The following is a 19,797-nucleotide window of genomic DNA, read 5'->3' as shown; positions in this document are numbered from 1 at the left end:
ATTTGCTAAAATAGCTGATACTATGCATGGAAACGACATGAGAAATATCTGATTATCTATAGATAATATTTATTTAATCTATTCTAACCGCACAATTGTTTTGATAAATTTTTAATTTATTTACATTGCTTCTAAATATAATCTACTGACAGCCAGTAGTGAATTACTTTTTTAATTTTTAAACGAATTTTCGAAATGCAAAGATATTCTATTTTATGGGCTGATGATGAAATTGACCTGCTCAAACCACATATTTTATTTCTGGAAAATAAAGGATACGATGTTACCCCTGTAAATAGTGGGTCGGATGCGCTGGATAAATGCCAGGAACAGAACTATGACATTGTTTTTCTGGATGAAAATATGCCTGGAATGACCGGACTTGAAACATTAACCCAGATTAAGACCACCAAGCCTAACCTTCCGGTTGTGATGATTACCAAGAGTGAAGAAGAGCATATTATGGAGGAGGCCATAGGATCAAAGATTGCTGATTACCTGATAAAGCCATTAAATCCCAATCAGATACTGTTGTCTGTGAAAAAGATTCTGGATAATAAACGTCTGGTAAGTGAAAAAACGAATCAGGGTTATCTGCAGGATTTTCGTAATATTTCTATGGCCTACATGGATCGTATTGATCACAACGAATGGGTTGATATTTATAAAAAGCTTATTTATTGGGAGTTGGAGATGGATAGCTCTGAAAATAAGAGCATGGGAGAGGTGCTTGATAATCAAAAGAGTGAGGCTAACACCAACTTCGTGAAATTTATCATGGATAGTTATGAAGACTGGTTGAATGATCCCAAGGTTGAAAAACCACTAATGTCACATCAGTTAATGAAAAAAAAGGTATTTCCATTATTAGGGGATGAACCTGTCTTCTTTTTTCTGATTGATAATCTACGATATGATCAATGGAAAGTTATTGAGCCTATTCTTGCGGAATATTTTAATGTGGAAGAAGAAAGTACCTATTATTCCATATTGCCTACTACTACTGCCTTTGCCCGTAATTCTATCTTTTCAGGAATGTTGCCTTCTGATATGGAGAAATACCATTCAGATCTATGGGTAAATGATGACGATGATGAAGGGAAAAATAACCATGAAGAAGAATTTCTGAAGCGTCAGTTACAGAAAAATCGTATTGAGGGCAAGATGAGTTACCATAAGATTATCAATGTTTCTCAAGGTAAAACATTGGATGAGAATTTGCATAATCTGATGACCAATCAATTAAATGTGATTGTATATAACTTCGTGGATATGCTTTCTCATGCTCGCACCGATATGGCTATGGTGCGTGAACTAGCTCCTGACGAATCCGCCTATCGGTCAATTACCCGATCATGGTTGCTACACTCGCCACTTATTGAAATGTTCAGAAAATTAGCAGAACGAAAAGTGAAGGTGATAGTAACTACAGATCATGGTACTGTTCGCGTAAAACGTCCTTTTAAGATTGTGGGAGACCGTAATGTAAATACTAACTTGCGTTACAAACAGGGCAAAAATCTAGGATTTGATGATAAAGATGTATTCGTTGTACGCAAGCCAGAGCGTTTCTTCCTGCCTAAGATTAATGTTTCGACAGCGTATGTATTCGCAGTAGAAGACTATTTCTTTGCTTATCCTAACAATTATAATTACTACGTTAACTATTATAAAGATACATTTCAGCATGGAGGGGTTTCACTGGAAGAGATGATTATTCCCTACATTCAGCTATCTCCTAAGCAATGATAAAATCTTTTATAAAAAGTCCCTGTATGATCATTATACAGGGATTTTTTATAAAATACTATTTAGGATGATTGCTTTTCCATTGTAAGATGTTTCTTCTGTCTGTTTGTCATTCCCATGAAGATGCCTGCTCCAAGCAATACCAGAAGGATTCCTCCAGTAATCCAGAGCCAGCGATAGGAGGTATATACAGGAACGTCATCACCCACTAATACCATGTTAGCCCAATAATAAGGATTACGTCTGGAGGAAGGTGCTTCCTGGAGATAGTCTTGTTTGGCTTTATTGAGCGCTTCATCTTTAGTATATCCTTTTTTCAGATATTCATACATACGTGTGGCGATTTGGGCTGTGGCTCTGTCATCGGCTCGCCAGAGTGTCATGGCAATATTGGGGCAACCTGCATACGCAAATGCCCTGGCAAGGCTCATTACTCCTTCGCCCCGTACTAATTTGCCTCCTCCTGTTTCACAGGCACTTAGAACTACAAGCTTTACATTATCCAGTTGAAGATTATAGAGTTCAGATGTATATAACCGATAACCTGATAGAGAATCAGCATCTTTAGGGTAGAAGGTAATATACGAATTAAGTGGTTCCTTGCTATCTGCAGTGGCGTGAGTGGCAAGATGTATAATACCTGATTGAGATACTAATTTCAGAAATACCTCTTTAGTCGCAGCAGATTCCAGGAAAATATGACCGCCAATTGTCTCTACTTCAGCCTTCGAAGCTGGTAATGGTGAGATTTGTATACTGCGAAAGCTATTGCCTGAACTACCCGCAAAAGGGGCCATTGCCAATACCTCATCTGTATTCTGAACGTTTTGTTTCTGGGTAGTAAATTCCAATAGTGTTCCGGAATAAGCATACCGAACGATATAGTCATCCAGCAAATAATGTAGGCTGTTGGGATCTTTTACAAGTGATTCGAATGGTAAATAGCTCAATTCTCCATCTGGTACAATGATTAGTTTCTGATGGTTCTTTATAATAGGGTCCAAAGGTGTTACTAAGTTCTGGTACAATATATTAGCCCAGATAGGTTGGATAGGAGATGGGTGATGATCAAATAAAGAGAGTGTATATTTGGTCAATGCATCTTTAAACACATGAGTTATGGGAAGTTGAAAGACTTGAAACTCTTCCTTAGTAACTACAAATGCATAAAGAGCCTTGCTTCCGAAGAAATATTCGATAAATGCAGTATTCGAATTTAGTATTTTTTTCTGTAGCTGAATCAGACTTACAGGTTGATTATTGTATTTTAACTGGTAATATTTCTCATTGGCATCTAGTTTCTTTATCATTTGTGCCAGACTGATTTCATTGTCCCGAATCTGATCTTTTAGAGTAACTATCTGTGCGGAATCTTTAGTCTCAATACTGGCAATGGTTAATTTTGTAATTCTGCGACGTAATTCTTTCTCTTCCTGAAGTAAGCCCGATGGTACACCTTTCTGTTGACTGATTTGTAAGCCTCTCAGTGTTTCTGCCAGCACAGCAGCTTTGCTCTTTTCTGAGATTGAAAAGGCTAACTCAGTATAACTGATCTTTTTTGTTTGCTTATATAAGGCAAATGCTACAGAGACTGCTTCTTCATAAATAGGGAAAACCTGCTGAACAAAAAATAACTTGGCTTCGTCTGTATCATAGCTGAGCCGAAGCTGTTCTGCAAGTCTGATAGCTAGTTGATATGTTTTAAAAGCAGATTCCAAATCTGTAAGCTTTCTGGTCTGTTGAGCATATTGCCCAAGTGCCAATGCCTTGGCATGTAATGCTTTGTAAAAATCTAATCGGGAAATTACATTGATCAGATCATCTGGATTTTTGGAGATATCTCTACTTTCAAAGGATAGATGCAGTAACACTAATGCCTGTTGTATAGTATTTAGGGCTTCTTTATAGCGCTTTTGTGCTGTATAAATATGACCAATGCCAAGATAAGAGGTTGCTAATTTTGTGTTTTTATTTCCAATAAGTTTTTGATTTAACTGTATGGACTGATTATAATAATTTAATGCCTGTACATAGTCACTTTGTTGGACATAAAGATTCCCCAAGTGATTCCAGACTACAATTCTGTTTTCAGGATTATCTGTACCTGCTGACTTCTGAAGAAAAAAGGAGGCACTATCCGGCTTATTTAATTTTAGATAGGTTTCTCCCATTTTTCGATAAACAATTTCTGGAACATATTTATAGCTGAGCGCTTGCTGATAGGCTTGTAATGCACGAGTGTACTGGCCCAGATTATTGGCAGCAGAAGCTATATTAAGCTGATTTCTGCATAAAATAGAAGGATGGATTTTTTTCTGTTGTGATGAGGCTATAAATGCTTTCTCAAAGTGTGTTAAACTCTGTCGGTAATTTCCATCTGCGTAATAGATTGCTCCTAATACATTGTAGAGGCGTTCTATATTATGCTCTCTCTGATCGTTGCTAATATATGCTTTTGCCTGGTTACAATAAATCAAGGCAGAATCGTATCGTTCTGTCTTATAGAAAGTTTCGCCTAATAAGATAGCGGCTGTGAAAAAAACAGGTGTTAAGGACGAATCTGGCCTGGCTTTCTGACTGAGAGTTAAAGCAGCTTTATACTGGATAATAGCTGCCTTAACATCTCCTTTGATTTCCGCCAGAGAGCCCATCTTTACAAGTAAGTCTGCATAGTTGGCATTTACAATTTTCAATGATTCGTAAAGCTGTTTTGCTTGAATATATTTTGCTAATGCTGCTTGATCTGATTCTTTTTCGAATAAGATATTGGCTTCTTTATATAGTTGTTCTGCCTTCCTATAATCCGGACTTTGTGAGTAGACACGTACAGATAATAAAAGTAGGAGAACAAAAATACTATTTCTCATCTTCTTGACAGTCTATATAAAAAGGAATTTTACTTAGAAAAATTACTTCTCAGTAACTATAATGCCAGGCGGACGATGGTTTTTTGCCCCATTAATCCTGCCTCCCCGGGTTTGTTCCTGTTGCTCCTTGATTTCTGCTAATAGTGCCTCTGGTATGCTTGATTCTGCATTATAGTATATAAAGTTGAGGGTTACCTGATTTTGAATCCCTCCACTATCATCATTAAGCGAAAAAGGAATGATAACCTGTACTTCTGAGCCATCTCTGATAGTGCCAGACTGACTAAATAATCTATTAAGATTTACACCTTTCAAATCAATACTACCATCTGCCGCTGTAACCTCTGGCAATACAGTTACTCCCTGGACGTTTCTGCCTCCCTGAAAATTACCACTGGGCAGTCGAATATCAGAATTAGCATTGTAGACAGGATTAACAACAAGGCTATTAGCTGTACTCCGATTGTATACACCAGCTGTATACCGTACACCACTAATGGTGATAAATGTTTCACAGATTTGATTATTATCCAGAGATACATATTTAACAAGGTACTTCTGTCCGGTTGCACTATTATTGATATCTATGTAGCCTGTATTCTGATCAATGGATAAACCATCTGGATCTGCTGCAAATACTCCCCGTGCATTTGGATCAACAGAAGGAATTGCAGGGGTGTTTGCTGATGACAGATAAAGAACATCTCCCTTATCGTAGGAGAGCTTACATTTGTTTACAATTAATTTATCCTTGCACCCTCCAGATAACAGCCAGAGCACACAAAGAGTAATACCTAATTTTATTGTTTTCATTTTAGATTGTAAGTGGTTTTGAGGTATAAATTATAACATCTTTAGGAAGCGGTTGTATTGTTAGTTCGTAAATAATAGCTTGGTAAACATTCGCTTATGCTGAGAAAACGTAGTAACAAGTATCTCTGTTGATCTGTATTGCCTATACAGACCGGTTGTGAGAGGATGGTTCTGGTACCTTTATACTACTACAAAAACAACAATCCGTCTGTAGTGCCGTTTGTCCTGAAATGCGTTGACTTTGCCAGGAAAACTATTGACCTTGTGTCACAGGTAAATTTTCTATGAGGTAGATATGGTCTGAATTTTTACAAATGAAGAGGCTATATCTACTATTTTTCAAAATATTCTTGGTTATTAGTAATTTAGCCACATGCGTATTTATATACAACTCATGTTTGAAAGCTTCCGTTTTGCGTGGGAAGCACTACGATCCAACTTATTACGGACTATTCTTTCTTTGCTGGGAGTTACAGTAGGGATTTTTGCGATCATTGCTGTATTCGTATTGGTTGATTCTATGGAGAAAAACGTAAAAGACAATCTGGCCTTCCTGGGTGATCGGACTATGTATGTGCAGAAGTGGCCATTTGGTTTTGGTGGCCCTTATCCCTGGTGGAAATATGTAAATCGTCCTTCTGTGAATTATGCAGAGTATGAGTTTCTATCCAAGCGTGTGACTATGGCTGAGGCTGTTGCTATCTTCGATCAGCAAGGAGGCATTACCATGAAAAACGGAAGTAGTAGTATTGGTAATATAACGGTGCTGGGGGTTACCGAGAGTTATCAGACAATTGTAGAGATTCCTTTGGGTGATGGTCGTTTTTTTAATGAACTTGAATCAACAGCGGCCCGTCAGGTTGCCATCATTGGGGCAGATATTGTAGATGCATTATTTCCTGGAATAGATCCTATTGGCAAAACGTTTAAGATGGATGGACTAAACTTTGTAGTCATTGGTACAATGAAAAAACAAGGTGAGTCCTTACTGGGCGGTCCTGATTTTGATGTAGCTTGTTTTGTTCCGTATGGTACATTTGATAAACTATATCATACCAAAAACTCAGATCCTGCTATCTGCATACGTGGACTGGAAACAGATAAAGGAATGGAAGAGTTGGAAGCAGAAGTTACTGGATTGATGCGTACACGTCGAAGCCTGAAACCTATAGAAGAGGATTCTTTTTCAATTAATCGTACGGAACAGGTGGTTGCAGCTGTAGAAGGTATCTTTGGTGCATTGTATACAGGGGGGGCTGTTATCAGTTTCTTTTCTCTTTTGGTTGGAGGCTTTGGTATTGCCAATATTATGTTTGTATCTGTTCGGGAGAGAACCAATATTATCGGTATTCAGAAATCACTTGGGGCTAAAAATGCCTTTATTCTGTACCAATTTCTGTTTGAGGCGGTTTTTCTAAGTGTTCTGGGTGGATTAGCGGGATTGTTTCTGGTATTCTTGCTAACCTTTATTCCTTTTGGAAGCCTAGAGTTGGTGATGCGTGCCAATAATATAATTCTGGGTATTAGTGTCTCTGCAGTTATTGGGACACTGGCTGGGATTATTCCCGCTGCTATTGCTGCACGTATGGACCCGGTAATTGCTATTCGTTCCAAATAAGATATATCACAGAACATTGCTGAAGCCATCTTTATAAGATGGCTTTTTTAGTATAAAACATTATGGTCTATAATCGAAATAGTGATACTTATGAAGTATGATCACAATTTCGATTATTCTGAAAGTTGATTGGTATGTTGATATTCTTAGAAAGAAATCAAAATACTACTTATCTTTTACTCAAAGCTTCCGATCAGTTTGATTTCATACAAGCAGGAAATGATTGGAACTCCAATTATTGTATATAGAATTGCTTTTTTGTATTCTTGGAAAGTTTAACTGAAACTATTTATTCTGTCTATGAATGTATTCAAAGTGTTTGGAATCGGTATCGTACTAATTGGGGTCATCTTGCTGGCTTACTTTCTTTTTGGAAGCAATAGCGATGGTACACGAGCTGGTACGATTGTAAAGCTTAGCCACAAAGGTGTTGTTTTTAAAACAATGGAAGGTCAACTAAATCTGGGTGGACTTACCTATGATAGTGGTAGCCCTGCTTCTTCCTTATGGGACTTTTCTGTTGATGAAGATGATAAAGAAGTGATAGACGCACTAAAAGAAGCTAATCTGAATGGGCATCGGGTAATGCTTTATTACAAAGAGAAGTTTTATAAACTACCGTGGAGAGGGGAGACCAAGTATTTTGTGTATAAGGTAGAAAAAGCTAAAAACTAAAATTTCCTATCCGGATATAGTAGTTCCGGATAGGAAAAGCATTCTACTTTTTCTTGCGAATCTGATAATTAGAGCTGCGGGAGGCTTTCTGATTGTATTTGAGTTCTTCAGAAGACATTGTTTTGGCATTCTCAATCTGCTTCTCGTATTCCATTACTGTATTATATTGGCGTGACAGATCAGCATTTGCAGGAAGGTTTTTCATTTGTACTTCCATCTCTGATTTGAGGGTAATAATCATCTTTTTGGCTCCTTCAAAATTACCATGATCTACTTCCAGCATGGCATTTTCCAATCGTTCATTCGTCTCAAATAAAACAATATTCTGTAATACATCTTTGTCAAACGAACGATCAAACAATGCCTTATCTGTAGTCACCTTTAACTTGGTATTTTCTGATGTATTGACACGTTGAAACGTAATGACATCATCATAGGTCAACATAGAAGCAAATGTAGCGTCTTCTGTGAGTGGTTCCGTTACTGTAAACTTAATCAGGATAGCTTTCTGCTCTTCTGAAAATACATCTTTCAGATCAAAAACAAGTTCATCACCTTTTACCTGTCCCTGATAACCAAACATCTTGTTGACTGACAGGTTCTTGCTCGGAAATTTGATTCGTAATAAGGTATTCTGAGCTATCACTGACAATAACCCTTGCAATTCTTTGGCGAAAATGGAAGGTATTTTATCCGGAGAGTCAATAAAATAATAATTTCCACTACCATATTCAGCCAGATTAGTCATAAGAAGTTCATTAAAATCAGCTCCTACACCAAAGGCGGATAGTGTCATATTGTCTTCATTGTTTTTCTGCCGGGCCAGTTGTTGTAATACTTTTTCGTCTGTAATGCCTTGATTGGCTAGTCCATCTGACAGTAATAATACCCTGTTTACATAGTTTCTTTGTTGAGTTTTATGTACTTGAGCATAACCTTCCAGCATACCACCACTCAGATTGGTAGAACCTCGGTCATGTACATTGTCAATCAGTTTTTTCAGTGCTGTTTTATCTTTTACCGGGGCAGAAGCCGTTAATATATCTACCTGGTCATCATAAACGACAATAGATAAATTATCACTTGGCTCCAGATTATCAACTACAAACTTACAGGCTTCACGTGCGTATTTAATCTTATCTCCATTCATCGAACCACTTCTGTCCAGTACCAGAGATAGGTTGAGTGGAGTTCGGTCACTTTTTTTCTGTGCTTTGGATGCTTTCAGGTCTACATACAAATAAAGTTCTTTGCGTTCTTTTACATAATACAAATTGTCGGCTACTATTTTCCATTGCAATACATTATCTACAGCCATAGATTCTGGTTTTTTAGGTGGAGGTGTTGACTTTTGATAAAAAGAACTGGCAATAAAACCAGCTCCTACAAGGGACAATAAAGAGACTGGAAGTCTGAACTTATAAAAAAGTCTAGACAGTACCTGATCAAGGTGTACCATATGATAGATAGATTGTTTATTCATTAATGGAAAAAACAGGTAATGGTAAACCGGATTTTGTAAGATTAGTTAGTAAGGCATTAACAAGCTTATGGGTGCTTGTTGAAAACGAAAAATCCCTGAATAAGTATACTAAAAACTCATTCAGGGACTTGGCAAATATCTATTTTGAAAATCAGATTGGTACATTTACATGGCGTTCAGCATGATAGCTGGAACGTACCAGCGGGCCTGATTCTACATACTTTAATCCACGCTTCAAACCTTCTTCTTTGTAATGAGCAAATTGTTCAGGACGAATGAATTCAATTACTTCATGGTGCATTTTTGTTGGTTGGAGATATTGACCCAATGTCAGAATATCCAAACCATGTGCAGCCAAGTCATCCATTGCTTTGTATATTTCATCTGGAGTTTCTCCAAATCCTAACATAATACCCGACTTGGTACGTTTGCCTTGCTCTTTGGTACGTTTGATCTGTTCCAGACTCCGACTGTATTTGGCCTGAGGGCGCACATTACGGTATAAACGCTCTACTGTCTCCATATTATGAGATACAACCTCTTGTCCACCTTCAATCATACGATATAGAGCCTCCCAGTTTCCTTTTACATCAGGAATCAATGTCTCTATAGTAGTTTCAGGAGAAAGTTCTTTCACCTGAATCACTGTCTGATACCATATCTCTGCACCACGATCTTTCAGCTCATCTCTGTTTACTGAAGTGATAACAGCATGTTTCACTCCCATTAACTTGATAGCTTCCGCAACACGGCGTGGTTCATCAATGTCATATTCGTTAGGGCGTCCAGTTGCAACAGCACAAAACGAACAGCTTCGCGTACAGACATTACCCAGAATCATAAAGGTAGCCGTACCTGCACCCCAGCATTCACCCATATTGGGACAGTTTCCACTCTGGCAGATCGTATGCAGTTTGTGATCATCTACCAGCTGACGTACTTTGCGATAGCTTTCCCCAACAGGTAGTTTTACCCGAAGCCAATCAGGTTTACGTGTTTTCTCAGAAGAAATCACTGGTAACTCAATCATATTAGATATAAAATTGGATCTTGAGTAAATATTTATTAGAAAAGGATTCGTACCACAAAATAGTTCAACCTGGCACTATGCTGATCGAAAACGACTATTCTGAATACTGTATCCAAATGCAAAGTAAATAGATTTATCGCTTACTTTTGAAGAAAATATTAAGGTACATAGAGGTAAACACACTGCGGTTCTCTGCTAAAGGAACAATGATAACTTTTTTTGTATATGCTTCTACTAAAGCACCTACTTCAAAGCCTGTAGCACTTGACCTGAAGCCGCCAATTTCAAAACTAAGTCCGGCTTTTGCGTGGATGCCCATGGCTATCTTAGTGCCAGTCAGACGGGTAAATGCTGCTGAACCCAATATATTTTGTTGACTATGTCTAATATTACCTGGGTCAAACTGTTCAATTGTTACATTCCCAAATCCATCATCAAGAGCAATGAAGTACGGCTTTACAATACCAAACGATGGGCCGATAGCTCCAATGGCACTGATTCGAACGCCCTCTTCAGGGGCTTTTCGAAAAAGAAGCAATTCGCGGCCATATTGTGGTCTTAGAGCAAAAAGATAGTTGCTCTTACCATAAATATAGGTATTTCCATTGGTTGCACTTTGGGAACGAATCTCCTTTGGATGTTTAACATTAACAATCTCCAAGCCAAAGGTTTGCTTCATTTTACTGTCAATAACAGTAGAATAACGTAAGACTAGTCCTCCAATTAAGCCTCCATTGGTATTGAAGTTGATTCCATATAAAAATTCTGTCTGATATTCTTCATCTTCATCACTTTCCTGAGCCCAGCTTATAGTAGGAACCAAACAGAGTAAAAAAATGCAGTATATAATTCTTTTCACCACTTCAGAAGTTTTTTTGAATTAAAAGTAGTCAATTTTACAGGCAACGCAAAAATATAGATTCAGTTTTAGTTATATGTATAGTAACGACCTATTGAAGGTAAAAAATATATTATTGTCAAAAGAAGTTAACAACGAATAAAAAAGAAATAATGATACCTTTGCAAGGTAGTATTTTACTATTTATTCAGTTTTTACATTTATCAAGCTAAATACGAATATGCCAACTGTTTCGACGGAATATCTGGGTCATTTACGTACACAGGCCAAACATGTCGCTTCCGGAAATACAATTATCACAGATGCTCCCCTAGACAATCATGGAAGAGGAGAGGCGTTTTCTCCAACTGATCTGACTTCTGCTTCTTTAGGAAGCTGTATGATGACTATTATGGGTATTGTAGCAGAACGGGAAAATCTTGATTTGGCAGGTACTACTTTTGAAGTGACTAAGACGATGGCTGCTGACCCTCGCCGTATTTCTAAAATTGAGGTAAACTTTACAATAAAAAGCAATGTAGAGTTATCTGAAGCACAAAAGCAAAAGCTACAAAATGCTGCTCGTACATGTCCTGTTGCATTGAGCCTGCATCCGGATATTGAACAATTGGTGACATTTGAGTTTTAAACCAAACTGTTAGTAAATAGAAAAGCCCCTGCTCAATAGGGGCTTTTCTATTAATTATGTAAATTCTCAAGTTGCTTCTTTACATCTGCATACGCTATATCCCAGTGAGAGGCATTGTATACACATTCACCTTTTTGAATTACTAATATTTGTGGGGACTGATGTGCCACATCAAATGTATGTGCAATTCGTGTAGATAAAGTTCTGAATGAAATCAAATCCAGGTAATACGCCTTCACACTTTGCATTTCTCCTTCATTCCAATTGCGTTCCAGACGTCCCAATGCTGTTGCGCTGATGGAACAGCGGGTACTATGTTTGAATATAACAACAGGTTGCTGATGTGATGCCTGTTCAATCTCCTGTAATTGTTTCTCTTCTGTTAGCTGAATCCAGTTCATATAAATAATGCCCAATGAATATATAATACAATTTTTGTAATCTGGTTATAGGCAAAACCCATAATTTGCAAAATTGATTCCATTTAAATCAACACATCATAGTGGTCATTTGTGTTATAATTAATCTATAAGTCTCTTTAAAATACAAAAGCACAGAGCGATCTGTGCTTTTGTATTTTATTATCTATCTTGGTTTATCCCAAATTTCAGATTCCCGGCTATCATATCTTGGTTTTTCATCTTTCTTGCGCATATAGGATGGCACATACTTCTTTTTACCCATACGCTTGAGGATTTTCTTCCGATATTTCTCTTTTTTCTCAAACGAGCTGTTTTTATATCCACCGCGATATTTCAGATTTGGATAAGTACCTTTCGGACGTTTACGTACTACAATATCACCTTTGTAAGAAGATAATTCTTTCGATTTCTTCTTATACATTTTCTTACGATATTCTATACGTAATGTATGTCCACCACGATAAGATGAGAAGTCTTCAGCCCGCTTCTTATACATCTTCTTGCGATAGGGCATTGCTAATGTGCGGTTCTCTCCTCTGAAATCATTGAAATCTTCAGCCCGCTTCTTATACATCTTCTCGCGATAAGGCTTTGCCAGTGTTCGATTTTCACCCCTGAAACCACTAAACTCAGCATCGCGCTTTTTCATCATCTTTTCCCGATAGGCAGGCCCAGGCACAAGCACTCCTTTTGATTTCGAGTTTGCTTTGACTGAACGTTTGTACATAGCCATCCCCATTGGATTATTACTTCTCAGAGGACGCTCTACGGGTTGTTTATTCAAATTGAGACTTCTTGGATTATTGACATCTGTTGCATCCTGAGGACGACGTACAGGCACCAGCATCGCTTTCTTATCTGAATTGCGTTGTACACTCTGGCGGAACAACCGTTTTCCCATAGCATTATTGCTGGGAGCAGGTTGTGAGGCACGAGTTACCTTCTCGCCCTTTTTTCCAGAATATTCTTTTTGTTTGCTGCGAGTTTCTGCTTTAGTTGGTACACGAACCAATTGAGCTTGTACTTCAATAGTAAAGAAAGCTATATATATAATAATTCCGAAACCCATCTTGAGGTTTCGGTTCATGGTAGAATGCCAATATCTTTTTGCGAAAAAATGCTTCATGGACAAATTATCTTGAGGCCATATGCTGGCAATAATATACTAGGAACCTTTCTTGCGGGGATCAGTTCGTTTTACTTTATTTCGTTGCATTGGCTTTTTGGAAATGATGCCATTTTTATCCCGTTTTACACGTACCATCGGGAATTCAGAAGTGGTTTCAGGGTCTCCGGAACCTGCAGACATACTGGCATCATTACCTCCACCTCCGTCTGCTGGTTTGGTGGCATTAGTCTCAATCTTCCAATCTGTTTTGTCTGCACCTCCGGAAACAGCAGCTCCGGAACCACCTCCGTCAGAGCCTTCCCAATAAACAGGACAATAGCTTTTGCGAGAGCAGGAGGATAGCAGGGTGGCCAGCAAAACCATGCTCCATACTATTTTTTGTAGTTGTAAAACCTTCATATAGTATTTAATAGTTTGACAATCAAAAGGATGAAAATAAGTATTTTATTTGATTGTATAACGTTGTTTTCAGTAAGATATTGATTAAACGATAGTTTTATCTACATCTGATTGACTCTCTGAAACACAGGATAACGTAATGTTATGCTTATACCAAGTATTTAGCGTATCTTCTTTCATTTGTGAAGAGATTCTATTCTGTCACATTTGCTCAGACAAAAACCGAACCAGTTTTAACGCATAGACGCTATTTTACTCATTGCAAGGTAATTGAAAATACCAGGTTTTTTTTCGTATTTTCTTTGATTCCTTTTTCGGGTAAGAAATACGGATGAAATGCAAACCTGACCCTATGAAAAAAAGCAAAAAAATATTGGGAGGAAAGGTCAAACCCTCTAACTTTCGCGCACCTTATAGATCCTCTTTTATCCTGAATCTACGGTATCACTCTAATCTGTATGCCTCATGGATGTCGAATTTCTCTCCCGTCTGCAATTTGCTTTTACTATAGCTTTTCATTATATCTATCCACCATTAAGTATTGGTTTAGGAGTATGCTTGGTCATTATGGAAGGCCTCTATCTGAAAACAGGGAAACTGATGTATGAACAGATGACTCGTTTTTGGATTAAGATCTTTGCCTTGATTTTTGGTATTGGAGTAGCTACCGGGATTGTGATGGAATTTGAGTTTGGAACAAATTGGGCTACTTATTCTCGATATGTGGGTGATATATTTGGGAGTGCCTTAGCTGCTGAAGGCATATTTGCTTTTGCGCTGGAATCAGGCTTTCTGGGAATTCTGATCTTTGGGTGGAATCGCGTGAGTTCCAGAGTGCATTTCTTTTCTACCATTATGGTTGCATTGGGATCTATGTTTTCTGCTATCTGGATTGTAGTAGCCAACTCATGGCAACAAACCCCGGCAGGGTACCACATTGTAGGAGAGGGATTGAATGCACGTGCTGAAATTACAGATTTCTGGGCTATGGTTTTTAATCCTTCTTCTGTAGACCGACTCTCTCATGTGATCAATGGTTCTTTTTTAGCAGGGTCATTTCTGGTCTTAAGTGTAAGTGCCTTTTATATACTCAATAATCGATATGTCGAACTTTCCAGAGCTTCCTTTAAGATTGGTTTGGCCGTAGCAGGAATAGCTTCTCTGTTGCAACTATTTACCGGACATCGTTCGGCAGATGGTGTGGCAGAGTACCAACCTGCAAAGCTGGCCGCTTTTGAAGGACATTATGATAGTCTGGCTGTGGCAGATATGTATTTGGTAGGTTGGGTGAATCAAAAGACAGAAGAAGTTTCTGGGATCAGCATTCCCAAAGGATTGACTTTTCTGATTCATCAGGATTTTACAACTCCTGTCAAAGGACTTCGTCATTTTAAAGCAGAAAATCGGCCAACAGCAGTGAACTTTGTTTTCCAGACCTATCATATGATGGTCGCCATTGGTATGATTCTGATAGGCTTAACTCTTTTAGCTGCATGGCTTCTCTGGAGAAACAAACTTTTTACGCAACGTTGGTTAATGATTGTCTTTGCGTTCTCTGTTTTACTGCCTCAAATTGGGAATCAGGTAGGATGGTATTCTGCAGAGGTTGGGCGACAACCTTGGGTTGTATATGGTCTGTTGCGTACTTCAGATGCACTATCCAAAGCTGTAACTGCCAATCAGGTTATATTTTCCCTACTATTGTTTACTGTAGTATATGTTCTGCTCTTTATCTTATTTATTTATCTGTTGAATAAAAAGATACAACACGGACCTTATGATGAAGAGGCACAGGAAGATATTCCGGATGCAAGCAAACGTGACAATCCATTGATGGCACATTAGTAATATCATCTGATCTTAGATTTTTTAACCGGATAAATATGGAAACAATTTTAGGACTTGATCTGCCAACCTGGTGGTTTTTGGTTGTAGGTGGACTTTTTAGTGGATATGCTATTCTGGATGGTTTTGATTTAGGTGCAGGCGCATTACATTTATTCTTTAACAAAGAAGAGAGCCGACGGATTGTCTTAAATGCAGTCGGGCCTGTTTGGGATGGTAATGAAGTTTGGATTGTAATAGGAGGTGGAGCCTTGTTTGCTGGCTTTCCTTTGGTATATGCTTCTGTATTTTCTGCCTTTTATATACCCTTCATGTTGTTTCTGGTGATGCTGATTTTTCGGGCCATATCCATTGAGTTCAGAAGTAAAGAACCTATGCGTTGGTGGCGACAGCTTTGGGATATTAACTATTGTATATCCAGTATTATGATAGCCTTCCTATTGGGACTCGTATTAGGAAATGTAATCCAGGGTATTCCAATTGACCAGAATGGGGATTTTACAGGCAACTGGTTGTCTTTTGTAAACCCCTATGCATGTATAGTAGCTGTAACAACAGTTGCCTTGTTTATGATGCATGGCGCTATTTACCTTACAATGAAGACCGAAAATCGCTTGTATGCTAAACTGACAGTTCTGGTTAAGAATACGACCATCTTTTTTGTAATCTGTTATGCAGTAACTACAGTAGCCACTTTATTATATGCTACTCATCTCTCTGAAGATTTCAAACAACATCCTCAATTGTTTAGTATTCCGCTTGTTGCTATTATTTCGGTGGCAAACATCACTCGTCAGATTACGAAGCGAAAATATCGTTTTGCTTTTATCTCATCATCTGTTACAGTGAGTCTGTTGTTGATACTGATTGCTATTGGATTATACCCCAATATTGTGATTTCTACAGTATCGCCAGCTTATAATCTGACTGTATATAAAGCTGCCTCTTCTGCAAAATCTCTGAAAATTATGTTACTATTTGCAGTTATTGGTGTACCATTGGTTGCAACCTATACCACATTTGTTTTCTGGACATTCAGAGGTAAGGTAAAGCTGGATGAGCATAGTTATTAGTTAACAGTTTCTAATTGCAAAATTCTTTGCCAGAGTTTGACAGGTGAAATAGCACAGATACCCGAAAACTGTGCATCCCCTGCTTCAATCAGAATCCATTCACCCGACTCTTTTTGCCCTATATCTATTGCAATATAGGGCACATGTATTCGTAGAGAAGCTTGTTTCGCCATATCAAGTATAATCGTCTCTTCGGCTTTGGAAACTGCACGTAATGGATCGTCGTTGTCCCAATAATAGCTATAGTCTATCACTTGGTTATTTAGAAGAAATACCCGGTATTCTCTGCCTTTGGGAAAGTCAGTACTTGTTTTCTCAGCATGTCTTAGTTGCATTACTTCCCGGATAATGACTTTTCCTAGTGAGCGGGATGCACTTTTATATAAGTTGGAAACTATATTCTCCAGAGCGGATTCCTCATAAGCTACACATGATTTCCATCCCCATTTTTTAAACGATTGGATAGTACCTTTGATAAATACCGGATAACCTAGCTGCTGCGCTGCTATCTTTGCTTCTGACACAGATGTAGCAACCAGACTCTTACAGGTCATATGTTCTATATACGGATAATATCTGTCAAACTCTTCTGCCCGCTGAAATTCTTCCGGTGAATTAATCAATCGGATATTTTTTTTGAGAAGTTCCTGGTATACATTCCTGTAATGTTCAGGGTCAGGAACATATCCTATCCAGAATGCTATTTCCTCTTTTACCCTCTCTGATATATGTGAGAATGCATCTTCTATAGAAATATTGTCAAAGCTTTGCGGGATGTAATAGATCTGTATACCAATTAGCTCAGCTGTTTGGGTAACTTTACGTATATCATTGGCACTGGCAGACGGCGATAATTGTGGTGATGATTCAGAAATAATAATCATACAAATTGGAAAAGAAATTTTGGTATATAGATTACTGGAAGTTCTACCAGAATGATCTTGTAAGGCTTTGATAGTAAGTTGTATTTTGCAAAATAGTGTATATGATCTGTATGGAATAGAAAAAAGTAATAATTACGTTTTCTATATTACTTTGGTATATGTAGAAAGATGGATTGTCTTTTGAAATATAAAAGCTGTAGTAAAAAAAATATATGAACAATGCTTCTCAAAATTCCACATTTTAATTTTCCTTTGAAAAGGCAAATTACTGCAAATCATATTCTTGTTTTATTATTCAATAGTTAATTTTTATGCAAAAGAACTGCATTTCTCTGTGTCTGACACAACTACTTTTATTGGTAGTGCCTTTAGTGGTTCAGGCCCAGAATGCTCCTAAAGGTGTAACAACATTGGCCGTTACACCTCAACCCAGACAACTTGCTTATCAGCAGCTTGAAACTATTGCCTTCATTCACTATACAGTCAATGCTTTTACAGATAAAGAATGGGGAGATGGAACAGAAAGCCCAAAGATCTTTAACCCAGATGAACTGGATGTAAAACAATGGGTAAAGGCTTGTAAAGATGGGGGGTTGAAACAAATTATTTTGACTGCAAAGCATCACGATGGATTTTGCTTATGGCCAAGCAAGTATACTGAACACTCTATCAAAAATAGTCCATACAAAGGAGGAAAAGGTGATATTGTAAAAGAGTTGTCAGAGGCTTGTAGGGAATCCGGAATTAAGTTTGGGATATATCTATCTCCTTGGGATCGTCACGAACCTGCTTATGGAACAAGCACATACAATGAGTATTACAAAAATCAACTACGCGAACTGTTGACGAATTATGGCGAGATTAGTGAAGTATGGATGGATGGGGCTAAAGGTGAAAATGCAAAAAACATGGAGTATGATTTTGAAGGATACAGAGCTATCATTCGCGAACTTCAGCCTAAAGCTGTCATTTTCTCTGATGCAGGTCCTGATGTACGCTGGATAGGTAATGAGAAGGGTTTTGCTGGAGAAACGAACTGGTCGCTACTGGATAAAAGTTCAATAGGGATCGGGCAGGCTAACTCACCCGGATACAAATTTCTGAATACAGGTCAGGCTGATGGCAAAGATTGGTTAGTAGGCGAGTGTGATGTGTCAATTCGTCCAGGTTGGTTTTATCATGCAGCAGAAGATAGTAAGGTAAAATCACTGGAACATCTCTTGGATATCTATTATAAATCAGTAGGAAGAAATGCAGTGTTGCTGCTTAATTTACCTCCGGATCGTCGGGGACTGATCCATGAGAATGACGTGGAGCGGTTAAAAGAATTTAGGACAGTAGTAAATGAGACTTTTAGAACCAATCTGGCTTTGAATAAAAGTGCTAAGGCAGATCATTTCCGTAGCAAAGAGTATCTGGCACAGAATACGACAGATGGAAGCACCAAAACGTTCTGGGCAACAGAAGATGGAGTAAATCAGGCTATGATTACTATTCCATTTGGAAGAGCAACTACTTTTGATCGGATTTCCCTAGCTGAACCTATTGAATTTGGACAAAGAGTGAATACATTTACTGTTGAGGCTTTTGTAGATGGTAAATGGGAGTTCGTGGCAAAAGGAACTACAATCGGATATAAGCGATTGTTGCGTATAAAGCCTGTAACTGCTACACAAGTCAGGATGACAATTGGAACAGCAGGTACTCCCCTGTTAATTTCAGAGATTGGCATATACAAAGCCTCTGCAAAAGATACAGGAGTAGATGAATTTAAATGAGGCGGTTAGATAAATAAATACAAAAAAGCAATAGATTCTGAATCTGTTGCTTTTTTGTTGGTAGTGAAGATTGCAAATAATCTAGATTGTATTCCGAATTTCACATAGTTCAATCCAATGTCCATCCGGATCTACAATAAAGATCTGCCAGTTGCCATCAGGACGTTGTTTTGGACCTGTAAATGTTGCATTTTTTGCTTTTAACTCAGTTTCAACGGCTTTTATATTATCTACCTGTAAGGCAAAATGAGTCCCTCTAGAATGCGAATGTACAGCTTCTGTACGATTGCCAATTAAGTGTATTTCCTGCGTTTGTCCAATTCGAAACCAGGCACCTGGAAAATCAAAAGCTGGACGGGGTAATTGAGGCAATCCCAGGATATCGCGATAAAATGAGATGCTTACCTTTACATCTGCAACATGTACTGCCACATGATTGAGTAACTGTATATTCATACAAAGTCTAATCTGGTATAGTAAGAATAAGGCCTCGAAAATACACGAACCCATTTACAAAGACAAAAAAGGAGAGAGATTAAGCCTGA

Annotated in this window: 17 protein-coding genes; 7 read left to right on the top strand and 10 right to left on the bottom strand. The window is 38.1% G+C overall.

The genetic code is table 11. From position 1 onward, the window contains the following. Positions 1 to 195: 195 nt before the first annotated feature. Positions 196 to 1,749 (top strand): T9SS response regulator signal transducer PorX, encoded by a 1,554-nt coding sequence (gene porX / locus QNI22_RS33015; protein ID WP_314517688.1) that lies wholly within the window; start codon positions 196 to 198, stop codon positions 1,747 to 1,749. Positions 1,750 to 1,811: 62 nt separating this feature from the next. Here porX and QNI22_RS33010 read toward each other — a convergent pair whose 3' ends face one another. Continuing rightward, on the bottom strand, positions 1,812 to 4,616 hold the full coding sequence (locus QNI22_RS33010) for a CHAT domain-containing protein (protein ID WP_314517686.1): 2,805 nt from the start codon (positions 4,614 to 4,616) through the stop codon (positions 1,812 to 1,814). A gap of 42 nt (positions 4,617 to 4,658) precedes the next feature. Then, positions 4,659 to 5,429 (bottom strand): hypothetical protein, encoded by a 771-nt coding sequence (locus tag QNI22_RS33005; protein ID WP_314517685.1) that lies wholly within the window; start codon positions 5,427 to 5,429, stop codon positions 4,659 to 4,661. Positions 5,430 to 5,823: 394 nt separating this feature from the next. Here QNI22_RS33005 and QNI22_RS33000 point away from each other — a divergent pair, with 394 nt between their 5' ends. Next, entirely contained in the window at positions 5,824 to 7,047 is a 1,224-nt protein-coding gene (locus tag QNI22_RS33000) for an ABC transporter permease (RefSeq protein ID WP_314517683.1), read from the top strand. Positions 7,048 to 7,347: 300 nt separating this feature from the next. Beyond that, positions 7,348 to 7,722 carry a hypothetical protein gene (locus QNI22_RS32995; RefSeq protein ID WP_314517682.1) on the top strand — a complete coding sequence of 125 codons (375 nt, stop codon included), beginning with the start codon at positions 7,348 to 7,350 and terminating at the stop codon, positions 7,720 to 7,722. A gap of 43 nt (positions 7,723 to 7,765) precedes the next feature. Here QNI22_RS32995 and QNI22_RS32990 read toward each other — a convergent pair whose 3' ends face one another. The 3 genes from QNI22_RS32990 to QNI22_RS32980 all read right to left on the bottom strand — a co-directional run bounded on the left by QNI22_RS32990 (position 7,766) and on the right by QNI22_RS32980 (position 11,094). Continuing rightward, complete coding sequence (locus QNI22_RS32990) at positions 7,766 to 9,181, bottom strand: vWA domain-containing protein (RefSeq protein ID WP_314517680.1); 1,416 nt, start codon at positions 9,179 to 9,181, stop codon at positions 7,766 to 7,768. 175 nt (positions 9,182 to 9,356) lie between these two features. Next, a complete protein-coding gene (lipA, locus tag QNI22_RS32985) occupies positions 9,357 to 10,235 on the bottom strand; it encodes a lipoyl synthase (RefSeq protein ID WP_314517678.1) in 879 nt (292 codons plus the stop codon). Positions 10,236 to 10,368: 133 nt separating this feature from the next. Then, entirely contained in the window at positions 10,369 to 11,094 is a 726-nt protein-coding gene (locus QNI22_RS32980) for a hypothetical protein (protein ID WP_314517676.1), read from the bottom strand. A gap of 220 nt (positions 11,095 to 11,314) precedes the next feature. Between QNI22_RS32980 and QNI22_RS32975 the strand changes: the two genes are divergently transcribed. Next, the gene (locus QNI22_RS32975) at positions 11,315 to 11,722 is read left to right on the top strand and encodes an OsmC family protein (protein WP_314517674.1); all 408 of its coding nucleotides are present in this window, start codon (positions 11,315 to 11,317) and stop codon (positions 11,720 to 11,722) included. 50 nt (positions 11,723 to 11,772) lie between these two features. Here the strand turns inward: QNI22_RS32975 and ytxJ are convergent, their stop codons facing one another. From ytxJ to QNI22_RS32960, 3 genes are all read right to left on the bottom strand, one after another. Continuing rightward, complete coding sequence (ytxJ, locus tag QNI22_RS32970) at positions 11,773 to 12,123, bottom strand: bacillithiol system redox-active protein YtxJ (protein WP_314517673.1); 351 nt, start codon at positions 12,121 to 12,123, stop codon at positions 11,773 to 11,775. A 184-nt stretch (positions 12,124 to 12,307) separates the two neighbouring features. Beyond that, entirely contained in the window at positions 12,308 to 13,231 is a 924-nt protein-coding gene (locus QNI22_RS32965) for a hypothetical protein (protein WP_314517671.1), read from the bottom strand. A gap of 78 nt (positions 13,232 to 13,309) precedes the next feature. Continuing rightward, entirely contained in the window at positions 13,310 to 13,672 is a 363-nt protein-coding gene (locus QNI22_RS32960) for a hypothetical protein (protein WP_314517668.1), read from the bottom strand. A gap of 465 nt (positions 13,673 to 14,137) precedes the next feature. On the opposite strand from QNI22_RS32960, the gene QNI22_RS32955 reads away from it, so the two are divergent. Both QNI22_RS32955 and cydB read left to right on the top strand, forming a co-directional pair. Continuing rightward, the gene (locus tag QNI22_RS32955) at positions 14,138 to 15,517 is read left to right on the top strand and encodes a cytochrome ubiquinol oxidase subunit I (protein ID WP_314517667.1); all 1,380 of its coding nucleotides are present in this window, start codon (positions 14,138 to 14,140) and stop codon (positions 15,515 to 15,517) included. 38 nt (positions 15,518 to 15,555) lie between these two features. After that, the gene (cydB, locus tag QNI22_RS32950; protein WP_314517665.1) at positions 15,556 to 16,590 is read left to right on the top strand and encodes a cytochrome d ubiquinol oxidase subunit II; all 1,035 of its coding nucleotides are present in this window, start codon (positions 15,556 to 15,558) and stop codon (positions 16,588 to 16,590) included. Here cydB and QNI22_RS32945 read toward each other — a convergent pair. After that, positions 16,587 to 17,474, bottom strand: a complete 888-nt coding sequence (locus QNI22_RS32945; RefSeq protein WP_314517663.1) for an ATP-grasp domain-containing protein — start codon at positions 17,472 to 17,474, stop codon at positions 16,587 to 16,589. The genes cydB and QNI22_RS32945 overlap by 4 nt on opposite strands. A 311-nt stretch (positions 17,475 to 17,785) precedes the next feature. On the opposite strand from QNI22_RS32945, the gene QNI22_RS32940 reads away from it, so the two are divergent. Beyond that, complete coding sequence (locus QNI22_RS32940) at positions 17,786 to 19,252, top strand: alpha-L-fucosidase (protein WP_314517662.1); 1,467 nt, start codon at positions 17,786 to 17,788, stop codon at positions 19,250 to 19,252. Positions 19,253 to 19,333: 81 nt separating this feature from the next. Here QNI22_RS32940 and QNI22_RS32935 read toward each other — a convergent pair whose 3' ends face one another. Beyond that, the gene (locus QNI22_RS32935; protein ID WP_314517659.1) at positions 19,334 to 19,708 is read right to left on the bottom strand and encodes a VOC family protein; all 375 of its coding nucleotides are present in this window, start codon (positions 19,706 to 19,708) and stop codon (positions 19,334 to 19,336) included. Positions 19,709 to 19,797 lie beyond the last annotated feature (89 nt).

This window comes from Xanthocytophaga agilis (assembly GCF_030068605.1).
GTDB lineage: Bacteria > Bacteroidota > Bacteroidia > Cytophagales > 172606-1 > Xanthocytophaga > Xanthocytophaga agilis.
This window is presented reverse-complemented; position numbering and strand designations above follow the sequence as displayed.